The organism is Streptomyces sp. NPDC047043 (assembly GCF_040644055.1).
Taxonomy (GTDB): domain Bacteria; phylum Actinomycetota; class Actinomycetes; order Streptomycetales; family Streptomycetaceae; genus Streptomyces.
Genome location: NZ_JBEYVO010000008.1, coordinates 100,993 through 126,495, shown reverse-complemented (window position 1 = coordinate 126,495; position 25,503 = coordinate 100,993). Strand labels below are relative to the sequence as shown.

General features: G+C 70.9%; 19 protein-coding genes and 2 pseudogenes. 14 read left to right on the top strand and 7 right to left on the bottom strand.

The window, feature by feature from the left end; all coding sequences use genetic code 11:
- Positions 1 to 216: 216 nt before the first annotated feature.
- Complete coding sequence (locus ABZ880_RS14355) at positions 217 to 498, top strand: hypothetical protein (protein WP_361261280.1); 282 nt, start codon at positions 217 to 219, stop codon at positions 496 to 498.
- Between the two features lie 72 nt (positions 499 to 570).
- Here the strand turns inward: ABZ880_RS14355 and ABZ880_RS14350 are convergent, their stop codons facing one another.
- Positions 571 to 2,637, bottom strand: a complete 2,067-nt coding sequence (locus ABZ880_RS14350; protein WP_361261278.1) for a DUF1996 domain-containing protein — start codon at positions 2,635 to 2,637, stop codon at positions 571 to 573.
- 172 nt (positions 2,638 to 2,809) lie between these two features.
- Here ABZ880_RS14350 and ABZ880_RS14345 point away from each other — a divergent pair, with 172 nt between their 5' ends.
- Complete coding sequence (locus tag ABZ880_RS14345; protein ID WP_361261276.1) at positions 2,810 to 3,613, top strand: class I SAM-dependent methyltransferase; 804 nt, start codon at positions 2,810 to 2,812, stop codon at positions 3,611 to 3,613.
- Between the two features lie 256 nt (positions 3,614 to 3,869).
- The gene (locus ABZ880_RS14340; RefSeq protein WP_361261274.1) at positions 3,870 to 4,151 is read left to right on the top strand and encodes a hypothetical protein; all 282 of its coding nucleotides are present in this window, start codon (positions 3,870 to 3,872) and stop codon (positions 4,149 to 4,151) included.
- A gap of 61 nt (positions 4,152 to 4,212) precedes the next feature.
- Here the strand turns inward: ABZ880_RS14340 and ABZ880_RS14335 are convergent, their stop codons facing one another.
- Positions 4,213 to 5,004, bottom strand: a complete 792-nt coding sequence (locus ABZ880_RS14335) for a maleylpyruvate isomerase family mycothiol-dependent enzyme (protein ID WP_361261272.1) — start codon at positions 5,002 to 5,004, stop codon at positions 4,213 to 4,215.
- Between the two features lie 75 nt (positions 5,005 to 5,079).
- On the opposite strand from ABZ880_RS14335, the gene ABZ880_RS14330 reads away from it, so the two are divergent.
- The 5 genes and pseudogenes from ABZ880_RS14330 to ABZ880_RS14310 all read left to right on the top strand — a co-directional run bounded on the left by ABZ880_RS14330 (position 5,080) and on the right by ABZ880_RS14310 (position 10,710).
- Positions 5,080 to 5,778 carry a lipoprotein gene (locus ABZ880_RS14330; protein WP_361261270.1) on the top strand — a complete coding sequence of 233 codons (699 nt, stop codon included), beginning with the start codon at positions 5,080 to 5,082 and terminating at the stop codon, positions 5,776 to 5,778.
- 351 nt (positions 5,779 to 6,129) lie between these two features.
- Positions 6,130 to 6,993 (top strand): annotated as a pseudogene (locus ABZ880_RS14325) (chitinase); the annotation flags it as partial.
- 46 nt (positions 6,994 to 7,039) lie between these two features.
- A pseudogene (locus ABZ880_RS14320) lies at positions 7,040 to 7,852 on the top strand (ThuA domain-containing protein); the annotation flags it as partial.
- 98 nt (positions 7,853 to 7,950) lie between these two features.
- Positions 7,951 to 8,943, top strand: a complete 993-nt coding sequence (locus ABZ880_RS14315; RefSeq protein ID WP_361261268.1) for an aldo/keto reductase — start codon at positions 7,951 to 7,953, stop codon at positions 8,941 to 8,943.
- A gap of 117 nt (positions 8,944 to 9,060) precedes the next feature.
- Entirely contained in the window at positions 9,061 to 10,710 is a 1,650-nt protein-coding gene (locus tag ABZ880_RS14310) for a phospholipid carrier-dependent glycosyltransferase (protein WP_361261828.1), read from the top strand.
- A gap of 25 nt (positions 10,711 to 10,735) precedes the next feature.
- Here the strand turns inward: ABZ880_RS14310 and ABZ880_RS14305 are convergent, their stop codons facing one another.
- Together ABZ880_RS14305 and ABZ880_RS14300 are read right to left on the bottom strand one after the other, a co-directional pair.
- The gene (locus ABZ880_RS14305) at positions 10,736 to 11,368 is read right to left on the bottom strand and encodes a GNAT family N-acetyltransferase (RefSeq protein WP_361261266.1); all 633 of its coding nucleotides are present in this window, start codon (positions 11,366 to 11,368) and stop codon (positions 10,736 to 10,738) included.
- Positions 11,369 to 11,792: 424 nt separating this feature from the next.
- The gene (locus ABZ880_RS14300) at positions 11,793 to 13,205 is read right to left on the bottom strand and encodes a cytochrome P450 (protein WP_361261264.1); all 1,413 of its coding nucleotides are present in this window, start codon (positions 13,203 to 13,205) and stop codon (positions 11,793 to 11,795) included.
- 201 nt (positions 13,206 to 13,406) lie between these two features.
- On the opposite strand from ABZ880_RS14300, the gene ABZ880_RS14295 reads away from it, so the two are divergent.
- The 3 genes from ABZ880_RS14295 (at position 13,407) to ABZ880_RS14285 (ending at position 19,860) form a co-directional block, all read left to right on the top strand.
- Complete coding sequence (locus tag ABZ880_RS14295) at positions 13,407 to 15,959, top strand: SpoIIE family protein phosphatase (RefSeq protein ID WP_361261263.1); 2,553 nt, start codon at positions 13,407 to 13,409, stop codon at positions 15,957 to 15,959.
- Positions 15,960 to 16,058: 99 nt separating this feature from the next.
- A complete protein-coding gene (locus ABZ880_RS14290) occupies positions 16,059 to 18,863 on the top strand; it encodes a SpoIIE family protein phosphatase (protein WP_361261261.1) in 2,805 nt (934 codons plus the stop codon).
- Positions 18,864 to 19,020: 157 nt separating this feature from the next.
- Entirely contained in the window at positions 19,021 to 19,860 is an 840-nt protein-coding gene (locus tag ABZ880_RS14285; protein ID WP_361261259.1) for a chitosanase, read from the top strand.
- A 47-nt stretch (positions 19,861 to 19,907) separates the two neighbouring features.
- Here the strand turns inward: ABZ880_RS14285 and ABZ880_RS14280 are convergent, their stop codons facing one another.
- Positions 19,908 to 20,600 carry a hypothetical protein gene (locus ABZ880_RS14280; protein WP_361261257.1) on the bottom strand — a complete coding sequence of 231 codons (693 nt, stop codon included), beginning with the start codon at positions 20,598 to 20,600 and terminating at the stop codon, positions 19,908 to 19,910.
- 235 nt (positions 20,601 to 20,835) lie between these two features.
- On the opposite strand from ABZ880_RS14280, the gene ABZ880_RS14275 reads away from it, so the two are divergent.
- A complete protein-coding gene (locus tag ABZ880_RS14275; protein ID WP_361261256.1) occupies positions 20,836 to 22,200 on the top strand; it encodes an FAD-dependent oxidoreductase in 1,365 nt (454 codons plus the stop codon).
- 76 nt (positions 22,201 to 22,276) lie between these two features.
- On the opposite strand, the gene ABZ880_RS14270 is transcribed toward ABZ880_RS14275, so the two are convergent.
- A complete protein-coding gene (locus ABZ880_RS14270; protein WP_361261254.1) occupies positions 22,277 to 22,447 on the bottom strand; it encodes a hypothetical protein in 171 nt (56 codons plus the stop codon).
- A 175-nt stretch (positions 22,448 to 22,622) separates the two neighbouring features.
- Here ABZ880_RS14270 and ABZ880_RS14265 point away from each other — a divergent pair, with 175 nt between their 5' ends.
- Entirely contained in the window at positions 22,623 to 23,657 is a 1,035-nt protein-coding gene (locus tag ABZ880_RS14265; RefSeq protein ID WP_361261252.1) for an alpha/beta hydrolase, read from the top strand.
- On the opposite strand, the gene ABZ880_RS14260 is transcribed toward ABZ880_RS14265, so the two are convergent.
- The gene (locus ABZ880_RS14260; RefSeq protein WP_361261250.1) at positions 23,651 to 24,214 is read right to left on the bottom strand and encodes a CGNR zinc finger domain-containing protein; all 564 of its coding nucleotides are present in this window, start codon (positions 24,212 to 24,214) and stop codon (positions 23,651 to 23,653) included. The two genes, ABZ880_RS14265 and ABZ880_RS14260, sit on opposite strands and share 7 nt — an antisense overlap.
- Before the next feature lie 134 nt (positions 24,215 to 24,348).
- On the opposite strand from ABZ880_RS14260, the gene ABZ880_RS14255 reads away from it, so the two are divergent.
- Positions 24,349 to 25,494 carry an FAD-dependent oxidoreductase gene (locus ABZ880_RS14255; RefSeq protein WP_361261248.1) on the top strand — a complete coding sequence of 382 codons (1,146 nt, stop codon included), beginning with the start codon at positions 24,349 to 24,351 and terminating at the stop codon, positions 25,492 to 25,494.
- Positions 25,495 to 25,503 lie beyond the last annotated feature (9 nt).

The window sequence follows — 25,503 nt, the reverse complement described above, 5'->3', positions numbered from 1 at the left end:
GGCCGAGACCTGCGGACCGTGGCGGCTGCGGACCGCTCGTGCGAGGTGCCCACACCGCTCCGCCACGGCAACCGCGACCTGATCGGTCCGCCGACGGCCCGAACCCGTCCACCCCGGCGACCGCGGCCCGGTCCGCCGACGGCCCGATACCTGCTCGTCCCGGCGGTCGGCGACTCGGCGCGCGGGATGTTAAATACCCCCATATGATGCGTTTGCGTGGCACATAACTTCGACGAGCTGGTAGAGAAGCAGCGCGCAGCCGACCAGGCGCACCACCGGGTCGATGAGCTGCGCCACTCGTACGGGCCGCCGTCCCAGGAGGGCGGCTGGAGCAAACGGCAGACGGACACGTACGAGACCGCGCGGCGGGCCTGGCGCGACCTCGCCCGTGAGGCACGGACCGCGGTCACCGAGTACGCGAAGGACTCGGGGAAACCGCGCAACGAGGTCGAGACGGACGTCCAGCAGGCGGTCACGCACCCCGCGGAAGGGAACTGAACCAAGGCAGTGAGGACAGGGGCGCCCGATCCTGCCGCCGGGCAGGATCGGGCGCCCCTGTGACGCGGTCCGTCAGATGATGCGGCGCTTCGTGCGGGTGAGCACGATCAGGCCGGCGACCAGCAGGACGGTGCCGACGGCCGCGGGCCACAGGGTCGTGCCCGTCTCGGCCAGTCCGCCCTGCACCGCCTGGGGTTCGGTCTGGCCGGCGGCCTCGGCGCCACTCCCGCTCGGAGCCTGGGACTGCGCGGAGCCGGAGCCGCTGTCGCTGCCCGCCGCGGCGGCCGCACTGCTCTTGGCCGGAGAAGGCTTCGAGTAGACCTTGGGCTCCGTCGTGCTGGACACGGTGGGCTCGTCGTTCGAACCCGACTGGCCGGAATCGGAGGCCGCGGCGGTGGGCTCCGTCGCCTGGTCATCGCCTCCGTTGCCGGAGTTGTCGCCCTTGTCCCCGGAGTTGTTCCCGTTGCCGTCGTCACCGGCGGGCGGCGTGGTGGGCGCCTCGGTCGGCTGGGCGGTCGGCTCTTCGGAGGGCTGGTCCGTCGGCTTCTCGGTGGGCTGCTCACTCGGCTGGTCGGTCGGGTTCTCCGACGGCTGCTGGGTCGCACCGTCGTCCGAGCCCGGGTCCTCGCCGGTGCCGGCACCGCAGTTCCGGCCGCCGTTGATGCAGGACACCATCTCCTTCATCAGGGACTCGTCGAAGACGTTGATGAAGTCGCCGTGGTCGGTGACCGGCTTGTGCAGCTGCTCGGGGAAGGAGTCCACCGCGAACAGCGGAGTCGTACGGCCGCCGTCCTGCAGGCTCGGCGCGTCGACGTCGTAGACGATCCGCTGCACCAGCTGCGGAATGGCCTCGAAGCCGTTCGGGCAGTTGCCGGCGGCGTCCTGGAAGGCCACGTGGGTGCGGTGGTTGGCGCTGTCGATGTTGCGGCCGTCCCAGCAGCTCTGGAACTTGAAGGTGCGGACCACGTCACTGCCCTGCGGGCACAGCGGGTACTTGTCCTTCAGCTGCCGGTCCTCGAAGCCGGTGCAGCTCCAGGAGGCGTTGGCGTTGGCCGTGCCGTTGACGAAGGCCTTGGCGTCGCCGGTGATGATGCGCAGCAGGCGGGGCATCTCGGTGACCTTGCCGCGCTGGTTGCCGATGAACGTCAGCGTGACCTGCTTGGCCTGGACGATCTCACCGGCGTTGCCCTCGATGCCGCCGCCGGGCTTGTTGGCGTCCTGCTCCTGGCTGCCGTTCTGCAGACGCAGCACCGGCCAGTAGTACGTGGACTTGTCGCCCGGGTTCTCGCAGCTCGTGTCCGCTTTGGCGAGATCGTCGTCGCTGGCGAAGGCGTTGTTGGACTGGTTGCCGATGTAGTCGTGGAAGTGGTGGGCGCCGTTGGTGACACCCGGGGCCACGATCACGTTGTCGGAGTTGAACAGCCCGTTCTCGTTCACCCCGCAGCTGGTGGTGAAGGTGCCCTTGGAGGCGAAGGAGTTGAGGTTCGGCGCCGGGGCGTTGGGCTGGACGGTGTTGATGTCCTGGTAGTCCGCGGCGACCGGACCGTTGCCGGCCTGGCCTCCGTTTCCGCCCTGCTGACCGCCACCGTTCTGCTGGCCGCCGCCGTTCTGCTGGTCCCCCTGCCCCTGCTGGCCGTTCTGGTCGTCACCGCCCGAGTTCTGGCCGCCGTTCTGGTCGTTCCAGGTGCGCATCGAGCAGTCCGCCATGGAGTCGAGCCCCTCGGGACGCTCACCGGCCTGCTCGATGGCGCCGCCGATGCGGTCGAGCGACTCGGCCCGCTTCTCCTTGAGCGGCTTCATGACCGTGTCGTCGGTGTAGCCGCTGTCCTGGCGCTGCTCCGGCGTCGCCGCCTGCAACCGCTGATAGGCCTCCGCTATCTGCTGATCCATGGAGGCGAGTTCCTTGTCGACATCGCCCCGCGCCTGGTCCGGCACCTGCGTCAGCTTGCTGCCGACGTCCGGACAGTCGATCGTGCCGGCCGCGGCACTCCGCGTCGTCTGCTCGGAGCCCGAACCGCCTTCCGTCGCCGAGGCGTAGACGTTGGCCGCCACAAGACCGCCTCCGCCCAGCATCAGCGCGAATGCCGCAAAAGTTGCGCGGCGCGGGCCTGTTGGGCGTCTGCGCGTGTTGCGTCCCACGAGAGTTCTCCTACGGATCATGACGGTCAGGCATGGAAATCCCTCGACCCCATACGGACGGTGGCTCGAGCGTGTTCAAGCGCCCCACAGATTCATAGGAACCTCTCAGTAAGCGCGTGCCCCCACATCCCCACACGTGGCGCAAACCGGGTCAGCACGGCACAGTGAGAACGTGGCCGGGCAGGACTTCGACGTGTGGACCGCCGGGGACGCGTACGAACGGTACATGGGGCGGTGGAGCCGACTCGTGGCCGACGAGTTCGTCACCTGGCTCTCGTGCACGCCCGGGGGCCGATGGCTGGACATCGGCTGCGGTTCGGGAGCCTTGACGTCGACCGTGGCCCGCCGCTGCCGGCCCCGGACGCTGCTCGGGGTGGAGCGGTCCGCCGGGTTCGCGGCCACGGCCCGGGCCCGCGCGTCCGCGCCCGCGCTCTTCGCCAGGGGCGACGCACAGGCCCTTCCGGTGAGCGACGCCTCGGTCGACGTGGCCGTCAGCGGGCTGGTCCTCAACTTCCTCCCCGAGCCGGGCGTTGCGGTGGCCGAGGCCGTGCGAGTGGTGGCGCCCGGCGGCCTGGTCGCCGCGTATGTGTGGGACTACGGCGAAGGCATGGAGTTTCTACGGCACTTCTGGGGCGCCGCGACCTCCGTCGATCCGCCGGCGGCCGCACTCGACGAGGGCCACCGCTTCCCGCTGTGCCGACCGGACCCCCTGCGGCGGCTGTGGGGTGAGGCCGGCCTTGTCGAGGTGACGGTCGCACCGCTCGAGATCCCGACGCGGTTCGCCGACTTCGCCGACCTGTGGGACCCGCTCCTGGCCGGACAGGGACCCGCGCCCGGTTACGTGGCCTCCCTCGCACCGGCCGCGCGGGAACGGCTGCGGGACGCGCTGCGCGAACGGGTGCCGACTCGGCCGGATGGATCGATCGCGCTCCGGGCTCGGGCTTGGGGGGTGCGGGGGCGGAAGCCGGGGGCGTAGATCGGGGGCTGCTGGAGACAGGCGGGGCAGTGCTATGTCACGTACCGCAGCAGTGCTATGTCACATGACACCGCGGCGGTATGTGACATAGCACTGCCCGCCCTCCGGGTACGAGCCCGGTTACCAGAAACCGGCCGCGACCGGCGGCGGCCACTGGCACTCCAACGGCGGCGGCCACTGGCACTCCAACGGCGGCGGCCGGGTCGACGACCGCGCCAACGTCTCCGCCGGCGTCTACGTCGGCCCGCGGGCGGCCGTGTTCGGCAACTCGACGGTGCCGGGCAACGCCCGTATCAAGGGCCTGGCCTGGGTCAACTCCGGCGCCGCCGTGGGCGGCAACGTCGTCGTGAAGGACAGCGCCATCGTGCAGGGCGGCGCCAATCTGTCGGGCAGCCTCGTGCTGGGCGGCGACGCCGAGATGTGGATCAGCTGCTCGTCGGGCACCTATCTGATGCACGACCCCGACCCCGACCGCGGCTGTGACGGCCGGGGCGGCGAGAGCGACGTCAATGCGCCGTATCGCCCTTCACGGTGCTGAGCTGGCGATCACATCCAGTCGGCGGGTGGGGCGCACCGGCACGTCCGCTGCGCCTCACGGGCTACACCTCCAGCCAGAACCCTGTGCGGTTCAGCCAGAGTTCGAGCAGTGCCGTGTCGCCGCGGATCTCGAGGGCGGGCGCGGGGCGCCGGTAGAGGAACAGGAGCAGGTCCGTCGCCGTTCCCCGCACGGTCGCGGCGCCTTCCTCGGCGGGGCCCGAGCGCCAGGACGGGCGGTCTCCGGTGAGGTCGACGAACCACTCGCCGGCGCCAGGAGCCTGGAAGTGCAGTGTACGGCCGGGGCCGAGCAGGCCGGGCGCGTCCGGCCCGGACTCGTACGCCTCAGGGACCGTCGCGAACCGCAGCCACTCCTCGACACCGTCGACGGCGAGGTCGTCCTCGACCGTGAACTCCCCGTCGGTCGCCAGCGTCGCGTCGGCCCGGTGGACGAGGGTTTCGTGGGTCATCCGCCTGGCCCAGAACAGCGCGGACTGCTCCACGACGGTCCCGTCGGCCGGCGTCCAGACCCGCACGTCCGGTCCGGCGCCGCGCAGGGTGGCGCCGAGCCTCGCGGCGCCTTCGCCGAGCCAGGAGTCCAGTGCCGCGTCGTTCAAGTGGGCGTATACGGCAGGGTCGTTGACGGAGTCATCGGCGACGGGTGCGGTGGCCCTCGTCCGCACGATCTCCTCCGCCCAGCGGTGGTCCCCGCCCACGTGCCGCAGCAGCCGGCCGAGGTCCCAGCCGGGGCAGGTGGGCACCGGCGTTGTTGTGTCCGCCCCTGCGACCTGGGTTCTGAGCAGGTCGGTCTGGGAGACGAGGTGGTGACAGTAGTCGTTGAAGGTCGGCGAAGTCACCGGGTCATCATGCGCCATCCGCCCGTCGTAGGCCCTCGGATATTGTGTCCCGCCTGATCGAGAGGGGACACGGAAATGCTGGTCGGGGCGGGGAACGCACGGCGGGGGCTGGCTCATGTGGCTTTGCTGGCCGGGGTGTTGACGGGCTGCGCGGGCGCGGAGGAGGACGGGACGCGGGCGAACGCGTCGACGTCTGCGAAGGCGACGGCGGACAGGACCGGATCGAACGCGGAGGTCGCAGCGCGGGGCGGGACGATCGGGGCGTCCGGCTCCGCCTGCGAGCTCCCCGTCACGTTCGACATCGCCAAGGAGTGGAAGGCGGAGGCGGTCGACGGCGGGACCGCCACGGACAAGGCCACGGACGACGCCGGTGAACTCGGCCAGGACGTCGCCGACGCCCTCCTTCACCAGGGCCCGGTCACGGCCGCCTGCGAGGTGGACGCCAAGCCCGCGGGTCACATCGGCTTCCTGCGTGTCTGGACCGGCGAACCGGGCGACGACGACGCGCGCACCGTGCTGGAGGCCTTCGTGGCGGCCGAGGGCAGCACGAGCAAGGCGAAGTACCAGGACTTCAAGGCGGGTGACCTCAAGGGAGTCGAGGTGCAGTACCTGTACACGAGCGAACTCCTGGACGAGACCAAGCCGGAGCGGGCGCTCGCCGTCACCACGGCACGCGGACCCGTCGTCGTACACCTCGGCGGACTGGACACCGGCGAGCACCGGGCGATGCTCCCCGCATACGAACTGGCGAAGCGAACGCTCCGCACGGCTTAGCGGCGTTCGGGGCGGACGGCTCATTGACAGCGGTGGCGGGACTCCGATGGTGAAGTCCCGCCGCCGCTCAATTTCTTGAAGGGGCGGAACCCGCTCACACCACTCCTGCTTCATCTCTTGACGTGTTTGGTTCAGACCTTTAGGTTCCGGGTCGCACAGCTTCACGAGTACGCCCAGTGTTCACTCACGTGAACGGCGAAAGGCTGCGACCCAGAGATGAAGCCCCAACCCCCCACCCCCGGCTCCGCGCTGCGCGGAAGCCTCGCCCTGGCCCTGCTCGCCCTGTCCGCCACTGCTCTCACCGCCGCCCCTCCCGCCGGAGCCGCCGAGCCGGCCGCGGCCGCTCCGACGATGGCCGTGGCGCCCTACCTCTACAACGGCTGGGGCAGCCCGCCCAGCCCGGCGACGATCACCAACGCCACCGGCGTCAAGTGGTTCACGCTCGCCTTCGTCCTCAGCAACGGCAACTGCAACCCGCAGTGGGACGGCAGCCGTCCGCTCACCGGCGGCGTCGACCAGCAGACGATCAAGACGGTCCGTGCAGGCGGCGGTGACGTCATCCCGTCCTTCGGCGGATACAGCGGCAACAAGCTGGAGAGCTCCTGCTCCAAGGCCGGTCGACTGGCCGCCGCGTACCAGAAGGTGATCAACGCCTACGGGCTCAAGGCGATCGACATCGACCTGGAGGCCGACGCCTACAGCAGCCCGACGGTGCAACAGCGCACCGTCGACGCACTCAAGACCGTGAAGGCGAACAACCCGGGTCTGAAGGTGTACATCACCATCGGCACCGACCAGAGCGGACCCGACACCAGCCTCATCAACCGGGCCGCCGCGTCCGGGCTCTCCGTCGACGCCTGGGCCATCATGCCGTTCGACTTCGGCGGCGCCGGCAAGAACATGGGGACGCTCACGCTGCAGGCGGCCGAGGGCCTCAAGTCCGCGCTCAAGAACGCCTACCACTACAGCGACGACCGGGCCTACCGCACCATGGGCATCTCCTCCATGAACGGGATCACCGACCAGAACGAGAAGGTCACCGTCGCCGACTTCCGCACCATCCTCGGCTACGCCCAGCAGCACCACCTGGCCCGCCTCACCTTCTGGTCGGCCAACCGCGACCGGCCCTGCACCGGCGGCGGCGCCGACAGCTGCTCCGGCGTCAGCCAGCAGGCCTGGGACTACACCCGCGTCCTCGCCCAGTACACGGGCTGAACTCCCCCGACGCTCAACCACCCCTGATCGGAGAGGAGTTCATCCGATGCAAGCCATCAGAACCGGCGCCGTACGCATCCTCGTGCTCCTGGCAGTCCTGCTGACGGGACTGTCCGCGCCACGGGCCCACGCGGCCGACCAGCCCTTCAAGGTGCTCGCCCTCTACAACGGCACCTGGGATGCCGCGCACATCAGCTTCGTCCACGAGGCCAACGACTGGTTCCCGAAGCAGGCCGCCCAGAACGGCTTCACCTACACGGCCAGCAACAACTGGAACCTGCTGGCGAACGGAGGAGTGAAGGGCTACCAAGTCGTCCTCTTTCTCGACGACTTGCCGCAGACCGCCGCCCAACGCACCGGGTTCGAGACCTACATGAGGGGCGGCGGGGCCTGGATGGGCTTCCATGTCTCCGCGTTCACCACCGACGCCAAGAGCTGGCCCTGGTACCACAACCAGTTCCTCGGCAGCGGCGCCTTCAAGTCCAACACCTGGGGGCCGACCACCGCCGTCCTACGGGTCGAGGACCGCACCCATCCCTCGACGAAGAACCTGCCGGCGACCTTCACCTCGTCCGTCAGCGAGTGGTACAGCTGGTCGAACGACCTGCGGCGGAACCCCGACATCAAGATCCTCGCCTCGGTCGACCCGAGCAGCTTCCCGCTCGGGACGGATCCCGACCAGAGCTGGTACAGCGGCTACTACCCGATCCTGTGGACGAACACGAGGTACAGGATGCTGTACGCCAACTTCGGCCACAACGCGATGGACTACGACACGAACACCACCCTGTCCTCGACGTTCGCGAGCGGGACGCAGAACCGCTTCCTGCTCGACGGGCTGAAGTGGCTGGGCGGTGCCCCGAGCGCGCACCCCTGAGCCGGTGCGCAAAGGGTCCCGACCGCCGCGCGGGTGCGGTCGGGACCCGCACAGCCATGTTTCCCAAGCCGGGAGCCGTAATGAGAGCCGACGATCTCGTTCCCCTCGCAGGCACCGGGCTGCGCGTCAGCCGGCTCGGGCTCGGGCTGGCGTCGCTGGGCGGGCTCTTCGCGCCCGTCTCCGACCGGGAGGCCGCCGCCGTCCTGGACCGTGCCTGGCAGCTGGGCATCAGGCTGTACGACACGGCACCCGTGTACGGCTACGGCCGCTCGGAGGCCCGGGCCGGCACCGGGCTCGCTTCCCGGCCGCGCGGCGCGTACGTGCTGTGCACCAAGGTGGGCCGGATCATCGAGCCGGGCGGCCCCGACATCCAGCCGATCTGGGCCGACCCGCCGCCCGGTGTGGGACCCCGGCTGGACTACTCGTACGCCGGGGTGATGCGCAGTGTCGAGGAGAGTCTGGAGCGGTTGCGGCTGGGCCACGTCGACGTCCTGCACATCCACGACCCCGACGAGGACTTCCCGACCGCGGTGCGGGAGGCCTACCGGGCCCTTGCCGACCTGCGCAGGGCCGGCACGGTCAAGGCGGTGTCGATCGGGGTGAACCACGCCCCCGTCGCCGCACGCTTCCTGCGCGAGGCGGCCGCGCCGGGGCCCGACTGCGTCCTGCTGGCCGGCCGGTACAACCTGCTCGACCGGACGGGCCTCGACGAACTCCTGCCCCTGTGCGCCGAGCGGGAGATCTCGGTCCTGGCGGCGGGCGTGTACCAGTCAGGGCTGCTCGCCGACCCGCGGCCGGGCGCACCGCACGGCTACACCGCCGTACCCGCGGAGCCGGCCGAGCGGGTGCGGGCGTGGCAGAGGCTCTGCCGGGACTTCTCGGTGCCGCTGCTCGCCGCGGCGGTGCAGTTCCCGCTCGGTCACCCGGCCGTCACCAGTGTGGTCGTGGGCGCACGCGCGCCGGAGGAGGTGAGCGGCAGCGTGGATTTCTTCAACTACCCCATTCCGCAAGGCTTCTGGCCCGCCGCCAAGAACGCAGGCCTGCTTTCCGCAGAAACCCCGACACCCGCCTGAGGCGTTCGTCCGGCCCGCACGGGCGTTCCCTACGATGACCCGGTGACGAGTGACACCTCAACGCGGGACCGTGTCGGAGTAGGGGCCCGCCCGGCGGCGGAGACGAGCGCCTGGGCGGTGCGGCTGCGCCGGTTCGGATACACGACGGGCCCGCGGACCGACACCCGTACCCGCCTGGTCCCGCCCTTCCCCGAACCGGGCACCCGGCTGTGGGATTGGGCGGGCCTCGGTCCGCAGCTCGCACAGCGCCTCGCGCGGTGGACGGGCTGGCTGGGCCCGGTCCTCCTCGCCGTGTTCGCCGGGGCGCTCCGCTTCTGGCGGCTCGGCAGTCCGCGCGCGGTCGTCTTCGACGAGACGTACTACGCCAAGGACTCCTGGGCGCTGCTCAAACTCGGCTACGAGGGCACCTGGCCGGACCGCAAGATCGCCGACCCGCAGATCCTTGCGCACCCGCAGGTGATCCCGCTCTCCGACACCGGCAGCTTCGTGGCGCATCCGCCGATGGGCAAGTGGGTGATCTCCCTCGGGGAGGGGATGTTCGGGCTCGATCCGTTCGGCTGGCGGTTCATGACCGCGCTCCTCGGCACGCTGTCGGTACTCATGCTGTGCCGAATAGGGCGCCGGCTGTTCCGTTCGACGGTGCTGGGCTGTCTGGCCGGGGCGTTGCTGGCGGTGGACGGCCTGCACTTCGTGATGAGCCGTACCGCGCTGCTCGACCTGATCGTCATGTTCTTCGCGCTGGCCGCGTTCGGCTGCCTCCTGATCGACCGGGACCGGGCGCGGGCCCGGCTCGCCGCCGCCCTGCCCGTCGGCGGGGACGACTTCGCACGCCCCGACCACCAGGCCGGTGCGCACACGGGCCTGGGCCTGCGTCCGTGGCGGATCGCGGCCGGTGTCTTCCTGGGCCTGGCGGCGGCCGCCAAGTGGAACGGCCTGTACTTCCTCGTCTTCTTCACGGCGCTGACCGTCCTGTGGGACGTCGGTTCCCGCCGCGTGGCCGGGGCGTGGAGTCCGTACCGGGCGGTGCTGCGCAAGGACCTCGGCTGGTCGGTGCTGTCCCTGGTGCCGGTCGCCGTGGTGACGTACCTGTCGACGTGGACCGGCTGGTTCCTGTCCGACAAGGGCTACGGCCGGCACTGGGCGGACGGCCGCGGCGGCACCTGGTCGTGGATTCCGGCGCCGCTGCGCAGCCTGTGGCACTACGAGCACGCCGTCTACCAGTTCAACGTGGGCCTCCACACCCCGCACCGCTACCAGTCCAACCCGTGGAGCTGGCTGGTCCTCGGGCGGCCGGTGTCGTTCTACTACCAGTCACCGAAGGCCGGGCAGGAGGGCTGCCACGCCACGACCAACTGCTCGCAGGAGATCCTGGCCCTCGGCACACCGCTGCTGTGGTGGGCCGCCTGCGGCGCGCTCCTCTACCTGCTCTACCGGTGGGCACTGCGCCGCGACTGGCGCGCGGGCGCCGTACTGTGCGCGGTGGCGGCCGGCTATCTGCCGTGGTTCCACTACCAGGACCGTACGATTTTCTCCTTCTACGCCGTCGCGTTCGTGCCGTACCTGTGTCTGGCCGTAGCGATGATGCTGGGGGCGGTTCTGGGACCACCGGGGGCGAGTCAGGGGCGCCGGGCGGGCGGTGCGGTGGCCGCGGGCGCGTTGGTGCTGCTCATCGCCTGGAACTTCATCTACTTCTTCCCGCTCTACACGGGGCAGACGATCCCGTACGGCGACTGGCACGCGCGGATGTGGCTGGACACCTGGATTTGAGGCCGGAGTTCACCCCGGCCGGGCGTCACAGCCGGTCCAACTCCTTTGTCGTACGCCCGAGATACGTGACCGGGCCGGGGTCCGGCACCTCGATCTCGTGGAAGCCGAGCCGGTCGTAGAAGGCCCTGGCCGGGGTGTTGGCCGTGACCATGGAGAGGTGGACGGCCGGGACGCCCCGGTCCTGCAGGGCCTGCAGGAAACTGCGCATGAGTGCACGGCCGTGACCGCGGCCCTGCCAGGCGGGGAGCAGGTCGATGTGCAAGTGGGCCGGGTAGTCGGCGACTTCGGGGACGATCATCCGCTCGGGGTGATGGAGGAGCGGGATCATCTCGTCGTCCGGGGTGGTCGGCGGCCCCACGGGCTCGGGATAGCGGGCGGCGACCAGGGGCAGCCACTTGGTGCGGTAGTCGTCGACGAAACGCGGGGTGTCCGCGGTGCCGAGGATGTAGCCGACCGCCTCGCCCCGGCCGTCGTCCAGGACGAACGCCAGCTCCGGCTCCAGGTGGACGTAGGGAGCTGCGAAGATCACCGGGAAGATGCCGGGGTCCGTGTAGACGGGCCGGCTGTCCTGGCCGTTGTGCGCGGTGCGGATGCAGATGTCGTCGAGGGCCGGGCGGTCCTCGGGGCGGTAGCGGCGGATGGCGGGTGACGAGGTCATCGCAGCATCCTGCACGCTTGGGAGCGCTCCCACAATCCCGTGGTGAGGGCCCGGGAGCCGTTCTTCGGCGGCCCGGCGGCGACGGCCTTCTGGACGCTCGGCGGGAGGAGGGTCAGGGCCGCGGCGCCGCCCAGCGCGCCCACGGCGGAAGGAGTCCACGACGTGTCAACTCGGCCATGATTGCCCCTTCTTGAGCCGGCGAAGCTTTGCGGAGTGGCGGCCGGCCCGGCGCGGCAGGCGGGCCGTCGATCACTCTCCGCTCGATGCGGCGGGGCAGATCAGGGGTGGGTGATGAACATGTAGCCAACGTGCGGTAGGGAGTTGGCCAAGCCGTGACCGGCGATGTTTGGCCGCTTCATGGACGTTGGCCGGTGTTGGGAAACGGATGGCCGCCCCGTGCATGGGGGGCGGCTCGACCGACCCGTCAGTCGGCCGAGTCCGAATGGAACTCCATTGCCAGGGCGTCGGGTTTGACCGTGATCACGGCCTGCGCACGCGGTGGACGGGACGTCAACTCGAACCGGGGCCAGACCTGGAGGACGGTCGCAAGGATGATCTGGAGCTCGACCCACGCGAAGTTCTCGCCGATGCACTTGCGGCGGCCGTCGCCGAAGGCGAGGAAGGATCCTCGGGTGACCGGGACGCGGTCCGCCTCCCAACGGTCCGGGTCGAAGGTGTCCGGGTCGGGGAAATGGGAGGAGTCGTGCTGGTGCAGATAGGGACTCCACACGACATCGGCGCCCTCGGGGATGAGGTGTCCACCGAGGACGATGTCGCGGGCTGCTCTCCGCGTCACCATCCAGGACACCCCGTATTTCCTGATGGCCTCCTGCAGAACCCGTCGGCTGTACGGGAGTTGGTCGAGGTCCTCGTAGCGCAGCGGCCGGTCCTGGCACACCGAGGCCAGTTCCTCGCGAAGACGTTGTTCGACGGCGGGATTGCCGGCGATCTCGTACAGCGCCCAGGCGAGTGTGGTGCCGGTGGTCTCGATCGCGCCGGCCAGGAGGGTGATGGCCTCGTCCTGGAGTTGCCGGCGGCCGAGTTCGTCCTCGACACCGAGCAGGGTCTCGAACAGGCCCCCCTGCTGCCTGCGCGCCTCGGACGCATGCGGGCACACCTCGGCGCCGGACGCACCGTCCGCCGCAGCGGATCCGGGTGCGGTGCCGTCGATGTGATGGTCGATGGCCTGGTCGATGAGGGCGCGCAGGCGGGCGACACGGTCGGCGTGTGCGCGGTTGGCAGGCAGCGGCAGCCGCGTGATCCAGGGCGGAAGAATGACCTGCCGAATCGTTCCTCTCATGATCTCGGGCATGAGGGCGGTGAACTCGCCCTCCAGGTGTGCGGGCAGGCCCGTGCCGAACACAGCGACGAGGAACGTGGCGAGGGTGATCTCGTTCATGTCGGCGAACACGTCGCACGGCTCGGACGCGGGCCAGGCGCCGACCATCGCCCGCACCTGATCGATCATGGCGTCGCCGCTCTCGGCGATATGCGCCTTGCTGAACATGGGCTGCATCAGGCGGCGGTTGCGCAGATGGGTGTCGCCGTCGACGACGGTGGCGACTCCGTCGCCGAGGAAGACCCGCAGCGCGTCGTAGTACTTGCCGCCCTTGGTGAAGTGGGCGGCGTCGGTCACCAGGACCCGGCGGGTCAGTGCGGGGTCCGTGACCACGTAGGCGGGGGTGGGGCCGATGCGTATGCGCACCACACTGCCGTATTCGCGCAGCGAGCTGATGAACGGCAGCGGGTCGCGGGCGAGGCGGAGACCATGCCCGATCAGCGGGAGTCCGCCGGGGGCTGTGGGGGTGGGGATGGGTGCCGTGGTGGGGGCGCTCATCACGCGATTCACTCCTCGTAGGGGCGGGGTCAAACCCCGGGATGCATGCCCATGGCAGCTACCTCCGATGCACCGGAACGGAGATCTTCACGTCACACCGGGTTGTCCGACGTCTCCGTCCGCCCAGGTGCGCCGCAGCCCCGCAGTGGCGCATTCTTGTCTGTGTCGCCCGCTGGACGGCGCACGGACGAGGTAGGACCGATGACCCGGAGGGCTCAGGACGCACACCGGAAGCCCGGACAGCTGGCCGCGCTGCTGCTCGACGCCTCGACGGCGGCGATCGGAGCGGCCGGCGGCCACGCGGGAGGCGTCTACCTGCGCTCCGGCACGCCCGGCCTGCTGCGGCTGGCGGTGCTCGCGGGACTGCCCGGCCAGCTGTTCCGGCCCTGGTGGCGGATGCATGTGGACCGCCCGTTCCCGGTGGCCGACGCCTATCGGCTGGGCGTTCAGGTGGTCCTGCCGAACGCCACGGAGACGATGCGCCGCTACCCCCAGTTCGCGGCCGGGCTGCCCTTCCAGTTCGGATCGCTGTACGTGCCGGTCGTGGGCGGGTCGACGACCTTCGGCGTGCTGACCGTGCTGCGCCCGTCCGCCGCGGACGCCGCCGAGTTGGTCCAGCACCGGGATCGCATGGTGCGGCTGGCCGAGGACCTGGGAACCGCGCTGCTGCGGCTGGAGGACGGCGTCAGGCCCCCGGTGGCCTGGGACGGCGAGCCCGTGTGCGTACGTCCGCCGGGCGGGCGTACGCCCGCGGGCCGTGCCGGGGGTTTCGCCTGGGATCCGGTGACCGACGTGGTGAGCGTGGACGAGCGTCTGCCCGCCCTGCTGGGCATGCCGGCCGGCGACTTCGCCACGTCCGTCGAGGCGCTCGCGCACGCCGTGTCCCCGGCCGAGGCGCAGCGCGTCCTGGTCGCCCTGCGGGAGACGGCCACCGGCAGACCGCCGTCGCTGCCCCTGTACGTACGGTCCGCGGACGACGTGCTGCGCCTGCTGGAGCTGTGGAGCCCGTACGCCTCCCCCGCCCCGCCGGGCACACCGTCGGGCGCGCACCCGGTGCGGGGTTTCGTGGTGGAACCCGGGCCCGGCGCGGCCGCCGACGCCGCGGCCGACCTGCTGCCCGAGGGCGTGCTCTGCCTGGACCGGCTGGGCCTGATCCTCTACGCCAATCCGCGCGCCGGACAGCTGCTGGGCCGCTCCCGGGCGCAGTTGCTCGGCCGTCCGCTGTGGGAGGGCGTGCCCTGGCTGAACCAGCCCACCTGCGAGGACCATCTGCGCAGCGCCCTGCTCTCCCCGGAGCCGGTGCGCTTCCACGTGGGGCGCCCCGGCACGGACGGCGCGGACGACGACGCGTCGCACGAGAGCGCCTGGCTCGACGTGTCCGTCCATCCGGGTCCCGACGTTCTGACGTGCACGTTCCGTCCGGCCAACCGCGTGGCGGACGCCACCGCCGACCTGGCGCCCCAGCCGCCGCCGGAGCCGGAGCCCGTCGCGTCCTCCGCGGCCGACGTGCCGTCGATGGCTCCGCTGTACCGGCCGATCGTCCTCGCCATCGCGCTCACGGAGGCGGTCACCGCGCGCCAGGTGGCGGCCGTGGTCATGCGGGAGCTGCTGCCCGCGTTCGGCGGCCGCCGTCTCGCGATCTACCTGCTGCAGGACCGGCACCTGTATCTGGCCTGGGAGAACGGCTTCCCCAAAGGTTTCCTCGCCCCCTTCGAGGGCGTGGGACTTGACGCCCGGCTGCCCGGCGTCGAGACACTGACCACCGGCCGGCCGCTGTTCTTCGACTCGATGCAACAGCTGACGGCCGCCTACCCGGGCATCGCGCTGGACGCGGAGGTGGGGGCCCGCGCCTTCCTGCCGCTGATCGCCTCCGGCCGCCCCGTCGGCTCCTGCATCCTGGGCTTCGACCGCTCCCGCAGCTTCAGCACCGAGGAACGCACCGTGCTGACCGCGCTCGCCGGGCTGATCGCGCACGCCATGGAGAAGGCGCAGCGCTACGAGAGCGAGGCGGCGCTCGCCCGGGGCCTGCAGCAGGCCCTCCTCCCCCGCCGGCTGTCGGCCCATCCGCAGGTGGAGACCGCCGGGCGCTATCTGCCCGGCACCCAGGGCATGGAGGTGGGCGGCGACTGGTACGACGTCGTAGAGGCCGGGGACGGTCTGGCGCTCGTCATCGGCGACGTGCAGGGGCACGGGGTGCAGGCGGCCGCCACCATGGGCCAACTGCGCAGCGCCGTAAGGGCGTTCGCGCTCGGCGACCGTCCGCCCGACGAGGTGATGAGCGGTACGAACCATCTGCTGATCGACCTCGATCCCGGCCAGTTCGCGAGCTGCTGCTACATCCGGCTCGATCCGGCCTCGGGGGTGGCGCGGGCGGCCCGGGCGGGCCATCCGCCGCCGCTGCTGCGCCATCCCGACGGGCACACCGAGGTGGTCGATCTGCCGGTCGGTGTCGTGCTCGGGGTGGATCCGCAGGCCCACTACCCGGTCGCGGAGCTGCGGATCGAGCCCGGCGCCGTGCTCGCGCTGTACACCGACGGGCTTGTCGAGCGGCCCGGCGTGGACATCGACGAGGGCATCACCGCCCTACGGGTGGCGCTGGCGAAGGCGGGCGCCCCCGCCACCCGGCAGGGCCGCCGTCCGCTGGCCGGTGTCGCCGACCGCCTCACCGCCACGGCCCGGCACTCGGCCGACCGCCCCGACGACATCGCCCTGCTGCTCGCGACCCGCCGGGTCGGGCACCACGGTCGGCGCTGAGACGGCCCGCCCCCGACATCAAGCGCGGACGGCGGCGCATCCTGTCACCCTCTGTGACGCCTCTCGCCTCCTGGGGCCCGGCAGTGTAGACATGGGCACATGGTCCGACTTCCGGACCGTTCCGGGACCCGGTCGCCCCGCCGTCCCGGCGGTCCCCGTGCCCGGCTCACGAGCGAGCGCGCCCACGGAGCGCACCGGCGGCGAACGGCGCGGACGCCGGGCAGTGCGGCCACCCGGCACGGCAGGCAATCGGGCGCGACGGACCAGGGCCGTCTCGCGGAGTTCCGCTCGGCGCTGACCGGCCGCAGCATCGCCAGGCAGGTGTTCGTCTTCCAGGTCGTGATCGTGCTGCTGCTGGTGGTCGCCGCGGTGGTGGCGCTGTATCTGCAGGTGCGCCACGACAGCACGCAGGAGGCCCGCAACCGGTCGGTCGCCGTCGCCGAGTCGTTCGCCAACGCGCCGGGCACCCGTGAGGCCCTCAGCAGCCCCGACCCCACGGCGATCCTGCAGCCGCGGGCAGAGGCGGCCCGCAAGGCGACCGGCGTGGACTTCATCGTCGTGATGAACACCGACGGCATCCGCTACACCCACCCCAAACCGAACCGCATCGGCAAGAAGTTCGTCGGCACGATCGAGCCCGCGCTGGCCGGCAAGACCGTCGTCGAGGAGATCAACGGGACGATCGGGCGGCTGGTGCAGGCGGTCGTGCCGATCAAGGATCCCGAGGGCAAGGTCGTGGGCCTGGTGTCGGCGGGCATCACGACCGAGAACGTGGGCGGCGCCGCCAACCGGCAGCTGCCGCTCGTCCTGGTCGCCGCCGCCGTGGGCCTCGCCCTGGCGACCGGCGGTACGGCGCTGGTGAGCAGACGCCTGCTGCGCCAGACGCACGGCCTGGGCCCGCACGAGATGACCCGCATGTACGAGCACCACGACGCCGTACTGCACGCCGTCCGCGAGGGAGTGCTCATCGCCTCCGGCGAGGGCCGGTTGCTGCTCGCCAACGACGAGGCGCACCGGTTGCTCGACCTGCCCGCGGACGCCGAGGGCCGGCACGTCCTCGACCTGGACCTGCCGCCCGACACCGCCGATCTGCTGGCTTCCGGCCGTGTCGCCACCGACGAGGTGCACCTGGTCAAGGACCGGCTCCTCGCGGTCAACCAGCGGCCCACCGACGTCCAGGGCGGCCCGCCGGGCAGCGTCGCCACGCTCCGCGACTCCACCGAGCTGCGCGCCCTGTCCGGCCGCGCGGAGACGGCCCGCGAACGCCTCAACATGCTCTACGACGCCGGGGTCGGCATCGGCACCAGCCTGGACGTCGCCCGCACCGCCCAGGAGCTGGCGGATCTCGCCGTGCCCCGGTTCGCCGACTTCACCACGGTCGACCTCTTCGACGCAGTGCTCAGCGGCGGTCAGCCGGAAGAGGTGACCGCCTTGCGCCGCACCGCGTTCGGCGGGATCCGCGAGGACGCGCCCCTCTATCCGACGGGCAAGCAGATCCGTTTCGTCGACTCCTCGCCGCAGGCCAGCAGCCTGCGCTCCGGACAGGCCGTGCTGGAGCCCGACCTCCGCAGGGCGCCGGGCTGGCACGCCCAGGACCTGGAGCGGACCGCGCAGGTCGTGGAGTACGGCATCCACTCGCTGATCACCGTGCCGCTGCGCGCCGGGACACTGGTCCTGGGTGTGGTCAGCTTCTGGCGCTCCCAGAAGCCGGAAGCCTTCGACGCGGACGAACTGGCCCTCGCCGAGGAGCTGGTGGCCCGGGCCGCGGTCTCCATCGACAACGCCCGCCGCTACACCCGCGAGCACAGCATGGCCGTCACCCTGCAGCGCAGCCTCCTGCCGCGGAGCCTGCCGGAGCAGTCGGCCCTGGACATCGCCTACCGGTATCTGCCCGCGCAGGCCGGTGTCGGCGGCGACTGGTTCGACGTACTGCCCCTGTCGGGCGCCCGTGTCGCCCTCGTCGTGGGCGACGTCGTCGGACACGGACTGCACGCGGCGGCCACCATGGGACGGTTGCGTACGGCAGTGCACAACTTCTCCGCCCTCGACCTGCCGCCCGACGAACTGCTCGCCCTGCTCGACGAGTTGGTCGGCCGCATCGACCAGGACGAGACGGCGGAGGGCGGCACCGCCCCGGTCACCGGCGCGACCTGCCTGTACGCGGTCTACGACCCGGTGGCCCGGACCTGCACCATCGCCCGCGCCGGCCATCCGCCGCCGGCTCTCGTACGGCCCGACGGCACCGTCGAGTTCCCCGACGTGCCCGCCGGTCCCCCGCTCGGCCTCGGCGGCCTGCCGTTCGAGACGGCCGATCTCGCGCTGGAGGAGGGCAGCCGTCTCGTCCTGTACACGGACGGGCTGGTCGAGGACCGGGAGCGGGACATCGACGAGGGGCTCGAGCTCCTGCGCGGCACGCTGGAACGAGCGGGTACCTCGCCGGAGGAAACCTGCCAGATCGTGCTCGACTCACTGCTGCCGACCCGGCCGAGCGACGACGTCGCCCTGATCGTCGCCCGCACCGAGGCGCTCGCCGACGACCGCATCGCCGAGTGGGACGTGCCGAACGACCCGGCGGCCGTCGGCGAGGTCCGCGCCGCCGTCACCCGGCAGCTCGCCCGCTGGGGGCTGGAGGAGCTGGAGTTCACCACGGAGCTCGTCCTGAGCGAGCTGGTGACCAACGCGATCCGCTACGGCGCGGATCCCATCCACGTCCGTGTGCTGTACGACCGCACCCTGATCTGCGAGGTCTTCGACAGCAGCAGCACCTCACCGCATCTGCGGTACGCGGCGATGACGGACGAGGGCGGCCGCGGGCTGTTCCTCGTGGCCCAGCTCGCCGAACGCTGGGGCACCCGCTACACCCCGAAGGGCAAGGTCATCTGGGCGGAGCAGCCGCTGCCCTGACCGGGTGTCGTTTCGTTCGTCCCTACGAATTTGCCGCGCGAAGGGTGTCCGCGGTCACAGGTATCTGATAGGAAACCTTCCAATCAGAGTTAGGAAACCTTCCTAACGCAGTGACGCACGGTCAACTCCCCACCCCCCACCACCCTTTGGAGCCCCCGTGAGGCACCCCTCCCCCGACTCGGCGCAGCCTGCCCACACCTCGCGCCGCACCCTCCTCGCCCTGCTCGGCGCGACCCTGACCGCGGCACCCCTCCTGCGCCCCGCCCACGCCTCGGCGGCGGCGAACTGCGCCGGACTCGACGACCCGGCGAAGAAGGAGATCGCCATGCAGCTGGTGTCGAGCGCGGAGAACTCCTCGCTCGACTGGAAGGCGCAGTACAAGTACATCGAGGACATCGGCGACGGCCGCGGCTACACCGCCGGGATCATCGGCTTCTGCTCCGGCACCGGCGACATGCTCGACCTCGTCCAGCTCTACACCGACCGCAAGCCCGGCAACGTACTCGCCAAATACCTGCCGGCCCTGCGCCGGGTGAACGGCTCCGACTCGCACGAGGGCCTCGACCCCAACTTCCCCAAGGACTGGCGCAAGGCGGCCCAGGACACCGCGTTCCAGCAGGCGCAGAACGACGAACGGGACCGCGTGTACTTCAACCCGGCCGTGGCGCAGGGCAGGACGGACCGGCTGGGAACGCTGGGGCAGTTCGCGTACTACGACGCCATCGTCATGCACGGCGACGGCGACGACCCGACGAGCTTCCGCAACATACGCAAGCGCGCCCTGAACAAGGCCAAGCCGCCGGCGCAGGGCGGCGACGAGGTGGCGTACCTGAACGCCTTCCTCGACGCGCGTGTGTGGGCCATGAAGCAGGAGGAGGCGCACAGCGACACCAGCCGGGTCGACACGGAGCAGCGGGTCTTCCTGCGCAACGGCAACCTGTGCCTGAACACACCGCTCAACTGGAAGGTGTACGGGGACAGTTACCACATCGGCTGACTGCCGGGCCGCCGTACCGCGAGCGCGCGGTACGGCGGCCCACGGGCTCAGGGACGTCGGCCGATGCGGTCGACGACGCCCCTCCCCTCCAGGGCGAGCACTTCGTGGTACCAGCCGTGGGCTTTCCACTCGCCGCCGACCCAGTCCGCGGTGCTTCCCTTCGAGCGCATGCCCAGATAGGCGTACGTCTGCGGGTCGAAGACGAACGCGAAGTCGGTCTTCGGGTACGAGACCGCGACCCCGCGGCCGCCCAGAGCGTCCACCGCCCGGTGGTCGACGCTCACCCCGGGAATCCTCGCGACGGCCTCGAACGTGGCGGCCTCCAGACCGGGCGGCATGACCCACGGCACCACGAAGAGCCGGCAGGCCTTCATGAACGCTTCCTTGTCGGCCCCCGGCTCGGCGTACTCGGTCGACGCCCGGATGCGGTCGACGGAGAGCCAGCTCTCGTCCGACCAGGTCCTGGTCCCGCCGCCGTTCACGTAGGTCCTGGTGGTGTGCGTCTTCGTGTACACGTACTGGCCGTCGCGCGGCATCGGCATGTCGGCACTCTCGGCCCGGGACCTCTCGGCGGCCCTGCGCAGCAGCCGGGCCGCGTCGGTCGGCGGGGTGTCCGTCTCCCCGTCGTGCCGCATGGCCACGACAACGCCGCCCACGACCGCCGCCGTGGCCGTTCCGGCGACGGCGGCCCTGAGCATCAGCCGCCGGGACAGCGGGCGAGAGCGGGCATCGTCATTCACGATCGGCCTCCTCGGTCTCCTCGTGAGATCATCCCAGGCGATCAGCAGCAGCACGTCCCGGTGCCGGGAGGGCAACGCCACGAGGGTGACCGCCAGTTGGGCACGGGAGGCTCCAGCCGCCAGCTCATAAAATTGATTTATGAGCTCATAGACCGGACCCGCGTACCGACTTAGGCTTGCCTTAGCTTAGGCTTCCCGATCGAGTCGCCTGTCATCGCTCGAAGGGAACCTGATCATGCCGCGCCCCCTGCGGGTAGCCATCGTCGGAGCCGGCCCCGCCGGGATCTACGCCGCCGACGCCCTGCTCAAGTCCGAGGTGGCCGCCGAACCCGGCGTGTCCATCGACCTCTTCGAGCGGATGCCCGCACCGTTCGGCCTGATCCGCTACGGGGTCGCCCCCGACCATCCGCGCATCAAGGGCATCATCACCGCCCTGCACCAGGTGCTCGACAAGCCGCAGATCCGTCTCTTCGGCAATGTGGACTATCCGAACGACATCAGCCTGGACGATCTGCGCGCGTTCTACGACGCCGTGATCTTCTCGACGGGCGCGACGGCCGACCGCGAGCTGCGCATACCCGGCATCGACCTGGACGGCTCCTACGGCGCCGCCGACTTCGTGTCCTGGTACGACGGTCACCCGGACGTGCCCCGCACCTGGCCGCTGGAGGCCGAGAAGGTCGCCGTCCTCGGCGTCGGCAACGTCGCGCTCGACGTGGCCCGCATCCTCGCCAAGACGGCGGACGAGCTGCTGCCGACGGAGATCCCGCCGAACGTCCACGACGGCCTGAAGGCCAACAAGGCGCTGGAGATCCACGTGTTCGGCCGCCGCGGCCCGGCGCAGGCGAAGTTCTCCCCGATGGAGCTGCGGGAGCTGGACCACTCCCCGAACATCGAGGTCATCGTCGACCCCGAGGACATCGACTACGACGAGGGCTCGATCGAGACCCGGCGCGGCAACAAGCAGGCCGACATGGTCGCCAAGACCCTTGAGAACTGGGCGATCCGCGACATCGGCAACCGCCCGCACAAGCTGTTCCTGCACTTCTTCGAGTCGCCGTCCGAGGTCCTCGGCGAGGACGGCAAGGTCGTCGGCCTGCGCACCGAGCGCACCGCCCTCGACGGCACGGGCAACGTCAAGGGCACCGGCGAGTTCAAGGACTGGGACGTCACCGCGATCTACCGCGCGGTCGGCTACCTCTCCGACAAGCTCCCCAAGCTCCCCTGGGACATCGACTCCGGCACGGTTCCCGACGAGGGCGGCCGCGTCATGCAGGAGTCCGGCGAACACCTGCAGTCGACGTATGTCACCGGCTGGATCCGCCGCGGCCCGGTGGGCCTGATCGGCCACACCAAGGGCGACGCCAACGAGACGGTGGCCAACCTGCTGGACGACTACGCGGGCGGCCGTCTGCAGACGCCGGGTTCGCCCGAGCCCGAGGCGGTGGACGCGTTCCTCGCCGAGCGCGAGGTCCGCTTCACCACCTGGGAGGGCTGGTACAAGCTGGACGCGGCGGAGAAGGCGCTGGGCGAGCCGCAGGGCCGCGAGCGCGTGAAGCTGGTCGAGCGCGAGGACATGCTCAGGGAGAGCGGCGCCTGACAAGACCCAAACCGAACGCCGGTCGTGCCACGGGGCACGACCGGCGTTTTCCTTTGCGCACTCACCGACACGCAACTCACAGGCACGTACGAACGAGCCACTCGTCGGAGTTGTAGGTGTCCCGCGCCGGATCCGGCACCGTGGCAGGCCGCTCCTCGACGGTGTCCTCGAGCCGAACCCGCTCCGGCAGCGTCCCGAACCGGGCCCGCCGTACGATCTCGGCCGCTTCCTTGTCTGTGACAGCCATGAGGAGTCTCTTCCCTGCCGAAGTTCACAGTTACTGATTCGATCGGTGACGATGCTTACAGCAAGAGCGCCACCAGTCAAGTCAGCTTTCTAGCGTCACCGCTTTGACAGGTGACACCCCTCGTGCCACAGTCATGCTCGAAACCGCAACACCGGGCCGGCAGAGGGGACTTCACATGTTCGACAGGCGCAGCTTCGGCAAGTTGACCGGTGCGGGAGCGGTCGCCGCCTCGCTGACCGGATGGTCCGCGCCTTCGGCCGCTGCCTCGCCGGCCACGTCGCACACGTCCTTCGCCCCGCTGAAGCAGGTCAGGGCCGGCGTGCTGAACATCGGATACGCCGAGGCCGGGCCCGCGCACGGCCCCGCCGTGATCCTGTTGCACGGCTGGCCGTACGACATCCACAGCTACGTCGACGTCGCTCCCCTCCTGGCCGCGGAGGGTTACCGGGTCGTCGTCCCGTACCTGCGCGGCCACGGCACGACGCGTTTCCTGTCCGAGCGGACGGTCCGCAACGCCCAGCAGTCCGCGGTCGCCCTGGACGTCATCGCCCTGATGGACGCGCTCGGGATCGAGAAGGCCGTCCTGGCGGGGTACGACTGGGGCTCACGCACGGCCGACATCGTCGCGGCGCTCTGGCCGGAGCGCTGCAAGGCGCTGGTCTCCGTGACCGGCTACCTGATCACCAGCCGCGCCGCGAACAGGCAGCCGTTGCCGCCGGCGGCCGAGTGGGCCTGGTGGTACCAGTACTACTTCGCCACGGAACGCGGCCGGCTCGGGCTGGAGAACAGCGATTACCGGCGCGATCTGGCCAGGCTGGTCTGGAAGTTCAACTCGCCGACGTGGGACTTCGACGACGCGACCTTCGAGCGCGCCGCCGCCGCGTTCGAGAACCCCGACTACGTCGACATCGTGATCCACAACTACCGCTGGCGACTGGGCCTCGCGGAGGGCGAGCCGCGCTACGACGCCCTCGAGCAGCAGCTCTCCCAGGCGCCCGCCATCACCGTTCCCGCCGTCACCCTCGACGGTGAGCGCGATCCCTTCACCCCGGCCGGGGACGGTGCAATGTACCGGGACAAGTTCACCGGCCCCTACGCCCACCGCACGCTGCAGGGCATCGGCCACAACGTGCCCCAGGAGGCGCCGGAGGCCTTCGCCGACGCCGTGATCGAAGCCGACGGATTCACGGCATCGCGCACCGCTCAGTGAGCGGCGGGCTCCTCCACCTGCTTCCTGCGCGCGCGATAGGCAGCCGCCTTCAGGCGGTTACCGCAGGACTCCATGCCGCACCACTGGCGCCGCATGCCGCGCGACCGGTCGATGTAGACGCGGGTGCACTCGGGGTTGCCGCACTCCTTCATCAGCGGCACGTCCGGCCCGCTGAGCAGCTCGACGGCGTGGCGGGCCACCGTGGAGAGCGCCTGCTCCGGTGTCGCGTCGGACCACCGTCCCGTCGGGGTGAGTTGAGGGGTCACGGGAGACCTGCGGGCCGCGTTGTTCATCACCGCGAGCGCGGTCTTGTCGTAGGTCTCCCCGGCCAGACGCGCGGTGACCAGCTCGTAGACCGCTTCCCGCACCGCGACCGCCTGCTCGACATCCGCTTCCCGGCTGGGCGTGACGGCGTCGACGATCCCGGACTCCAGGTACCAGGCGTCCAGCCGGTCCGGCGAGGCGAACATCTCGAACCGCGTCGACCGCCGGGCGCGAAGGGTCGCGGCGAAGTCGAGGGCGGGGTTTCCGCACAGGAAGACATGATCCAGGTTCACATCACCATCCTGACAGGTGACGCGGCCGTCCGGCAAGGATCGTCACGCCGGCGTGGAACCCCTGCCGCCGCTCGGGCGTTCCTCCCTGTGCGTGTACGGCCGCGGGGGCCGGGCGGAGGCGAGCGGGGTGGGGCGTGGCGCGAGTACTGGTCATCGGCGGCGGAATCGCCGGTACGGCGACGGCTCTGGCCCTGCACAAGGCGGGCTTCGACGTCGAGGTGTACGAGGCGCATCCCGACTCGGCCGAGGATCTGGGCGCGTTCCTCACCCTCGCCGGCAACGGCATGCTCGCCCTCGCGCAGGTCGACGCCTCCCCCGCGGTAACCGCGCTCGGCTTCCCGCTGACCTCGATGCGCGTCCTGGACGACACGGGCTCCGAGCTGGCACACGTCCCCCTGGGCGAGGCCGCCGACCCACTCCTGCAGTACCGCTGCCTGCGCCGCGGTGACCTGAACACCGCCCTGCAGACGGAGGCCGCACGCCGAGGCATCACCGTCCGGCACGGCATGCGAATCGACTCCGTCGAGGACGAACCCGGCGGCGTCACCGCCCACTTCACCGACGGCACAGCCGCGACCGGCGACCTGCTCATAGGCGCCGACGGCCTCAACTCCACGGTCCGCCGACTGCTCGCCCCCGACACCCGGCCGCTCTACGCCGGCCAGCGGGTCTTCTACGGCTACACCGCCGCCGTGCCCCTGTCCGAACCGGACGCGTGCATCACGATGGTGCGCGGCAGCGCTGCCGCCTTCGGCTACGCCGTCTCGCCCGAGGGTGAGACGTACTGGTTCGCGCGCGTGGCAGGCGAGCCACTGCCCGCCGACGAACTCACGGACGGCACTCCCGCCGCCTGGCGCGATCTGCTCGTGCCGTTGCTGCGCAAGGACGCCACACCCGCCGCGGACATCGTCGCGGCCACGGGCGACGACGTCATGGTCACCAACGCCACCGAGATACCCACCGGCACCCCCTGGCGATCCGGGCGGACCCTGCTCATCGGCGACGCGGCCCACGCGGCCTCGCCCGCGACCGGGCAGGGTGCGTCGATGGCGCTGGAGGACGCCGTCGTCCTCGCCAAGTCCCTGCGCGACGCACCGGACACGGAGACCGCGCTCTCCCTCTACGAGGAACTGCGCCGCCCGCGCGTGGAACACAACATCACCGTCAGCGGCAACATCTCCCGCGGCGGCCCCTCGGCCCGGGGCACGGCCGCACCCGGCCCCGGGGAGGACGAGCTCGTCCGGCTCCTGGAGTGGGACATCGACATCCGGACGACATAACTCCGGGCG